This window comes from Saliniramus sp. (genome assembly GCF_035311605.1).
Classification (GTDB): domain Bacteria; phylum Pseudomonadota; class Alphaproteobacteria; order Rhizobiales; family Beijerinckiaceae; genus Saliniramus.
In genome coordinates, this window is the sequence record NZ_DATGCW010000084.1 from 1 (window position 1) to 2,578 (window position 2,578).

General features: G+C 65.8%; 4 protein-coding genes. All 4 read right to left on the reverse strand.

Annotation, left to right across the window (positions count from 1 at the left end):
• On the reverse strand, positions 1 to 515 hold a 515-nt coding region (tsaB, locus tag VKP01_RS04035; RefSeq protein ID WP_324410508.1), incomplete at its 3' end, for a tRNA (adenosine(37)-N6)-threonylcarbamoyltransferase complex dimerization subunit type 1 TsaB.
• Positions 516 to 555: 40 nt separating this feature from the next.
• On the reverse strand, positions 556 to 1,182 hold the full coding sequence (locus tag VKP01_RS04040; protein ID WP_324410510.1) for a malonic semialdehyde reductase: 627 nt from the start codon (positions 1,180 to 1,182) through the stop codon (positions 556 to 558).
• Positions 1,183 to 1,344: 162 nt separating this feature from the next.
• Positions 1,345 to 1,908, reverse strand: a complete 564-nt coding sequence (locus tag VKP01_RS04045) for a NifU family protein (RefSeq protein WP_324410511.1) — start codon at positions 1,906 to 1,908, stop codon at positions 1,345 to 1,347.
• A 139-nt stretch (positions 1,909 to 2,047) separates the two neighbouring features.
• The coding region (gene ftsY, locus VKP01_RS04050) for a signaling recognition particle receptor family protein (protein WP_324410513.1) at positions 2,048 to 2,578 on the reverse strand (531 nt) is incomplete at its 5' end.

Below are 2,578 nucleotides of genomic sequence, written 5' to 3' on the forward strand. Positions count from 1 at the left end.
ATGGCCTCCGCCGCGACGAGGCTCGCCGCCGATCCCGTCAGCACCACCGGGCCCGATCCGAGATAGCGCACCGCCTCGCGGATGCCGATATGCGCGGGCGCGACGACGCTGCGCCCGCCCGGCGCCACGGCCTGGAAATAGACCGCCCCGTGGCGGGCATCAATCGCCGCCGCGATCAGCCGGCGGTCCCCCGCCGCGACGAGTGGGGCGAGCAGCGCCGAGAGCGTGGTGACGCCGACGACAGGCACATCGGCGGCGAGCCCGATGGCGCGCGCGGCAGAAATCCCCACGCGCATGCCGGTGAAGCTGCCGGGCCCGATCGTCACCGCGACGCGGTCGATGCTCTCGAAGCCGCCGGGCACGGATTCGGCGACCCGCCCGATCAAGGGCATCAGCGCTTCGGCGTGGCCGCGCTCCATGAGCAGCGTCTCGACAGCGAGCGGATCAGCGGCCCCGGCATCGAGGACGCAGGCCGAGCAGGCGCCGAGCGCCGTATCGATCGCCAGAACCCGCAAAATCCTCTCCCGAGCCCGCCTTCACGCGGTGACGCCAGCCTCATTCGATCGCGCAGACATCCTCGAACGCGAATCGCGGCAACCTGGGAAACAGGCTGTCAGGGTCACCATAACCGAGATTGCATAGAAAGTTCGCCTTGATTTTTCCATCCGGGAAGAAGACTTTTTCCACGCCCGCATTGTCGAAACCGGCCATCGGACCGCAATCGAGCCCCAGCGCCCGCGCCGCCATGATCAGATAGCCACCCTGCAGCGTGCCGTTCTGGAAGGCGGTTTTCTGGATCGCATCCGGCTTGCCCTCCACCCAGGAGCGCGGCGCATCGGGGTTGTGGGGATGGAGAAAACCGTAATGCTCGTAGAATTCGAGATCGTAGCCGATGATCGCAGTGACGGGGGCCGACATGGTCTTCTCGACATTGCCCTCCATCAGATGCGGCTTGAGCTTCGCCTTGGCCTCGGGGCTGGTGACAAAGATCAGCCTTGCGGGCGAGCAATTCGCGCTGGTCGGACCCATCTTCACCAGATCGAACAAGGCACGCAGGGTCGCCTCGGAAACGGGCTTGTCCTGCCATTTGTAATACGTGCGCGCTTCACGAAACAGCTGGTCCAGGGTCTGGTCGGGCACGGGCTGACCATGGCCGGCCTGGCGCGAATCGGACTGCGTCATCGGGGGGATCCTTTCGGTGATGGGGGGAAAGCGCCATCGGGAAGACAGCACTATATTTGCATGCTTTTCGCGCATTAATGCATCTTAAGATTGCCCGACAATCCAAGTGCACATGAAAGAGACCGCGCGCAGCGACCGCCTCGCATCACGCGAGAGCGCTGATCAGATCGCTTCGACCTCGCGCACATCAGGCACGAAATGGCGCAGCAGGTTCTGGATGCCGTGCTTGAGCGTCGCCGTCGACGAGGGGCAGCCGGCGCAGGCGCCCTTCATGGCGAGATAGACCGTGCCGTCGCGGTAGCCGCGGAAGGTGATGTCGCCGCCATCGCTGGCCACGGCGGGGCGCACCCGCGTCTCCAGCAACTCCTTGATGGTGGCCACGGTATCGGCATCGGCTTCTTCGAAGAATTCTTCGCCGCTCTCGGCATTGCCGCCGGCGAATTCCTGCTCGAGCACCGGCTGGCCGGCCATGAAGTGCTCCATGATCGCGCCGAGGATGGAGGGCTTGAGATGCTGCCACTCGCCGTCGCTCTTGGTCACGGTGATGAAATCATAGCCGAAGAACACGCCGGCGACGCCGGGAATGGCGAAGAGCCGCTGTGCCAGCGGCGAGCGGGCGCCCTCCTCGGCGCTGCGCGCATCGAAGGTGCCCGACGGCATGACGACGCTGCCGGGAAGGAATTTCAGGGTCGCCGGGTTCGGCGTGGCTTCCGTTTGAATGAACATGGCGTCACCTCGGCTTGCCGACCGACTCCGGTTCAGGAGCAGAGCCGGCTCGTGATGGATGCGGCGAGCCGAACGCTCGCACGCCTTTATGGACGGAATATGGGAAAATCCGCATGCCCTATCAAGGCTGCGCACCGCCTCAAATACGCTCCTCGGCAATTCCCGCGATCGCCTGCGCGAAATCGCGCGCGGCAAACGGTTCGAGATCGTCGACGCCCTCGCCGACGCCGATATAATGCACCGGCAGGGCGAACTTGTCGGCCAGCGCCACGAGGATGCCGCCGCGCGCCGTGCCGTCGAGCTTGGTCATGACGAGGCCGGTTACGCCGGCGGCCTTGCCGAAGATCTCGACCTGCGAGAGCGCGTTCTGGCCCACGGTGGCATCGAGCACGAGCAGAACGGCATGCGGGGCGCTTTCGTCGAGCTTGCGCATGACGCGGATGATCTTTTCAAGCTCGGCCATCAGCGCGGTCTTGTTCTGCAGCCGCCCCGCCGTATCCATGAGAAGCACGTCGTGTCCATCCGCCCGCGCCTGGTTGAGCGCGTCATAGGCGAGGCCCGCCGCATCGGCGCCCTGCTCGCGCGCGAGGACCGGCGCTCCGGTGCGCTCGCCCCAGACCTTGAGCTGCTCGATCGCCGCCGCGCGGAAGGTGTCGCCGGCGGCCAGCAT

What these genes read in the sequence shown, in the direction of transcription:
- VKP01_RS04045 (WP_324410511.1), bottom strand. Translation starts at nt 1,908, where the DNA reads ATGTTCATTCAAACGGAAGCCACGCCGAACCCGGCGACCCTGAAATTC.
- VKP01_RS04040 (WP_324410510.1), bottom strand. Translation starts at nt 1,182, where the DNA reads ATGACGCAGTCCGATTCGCGCCAGGCCGGCCATGGTCAGCCCGTGCCC.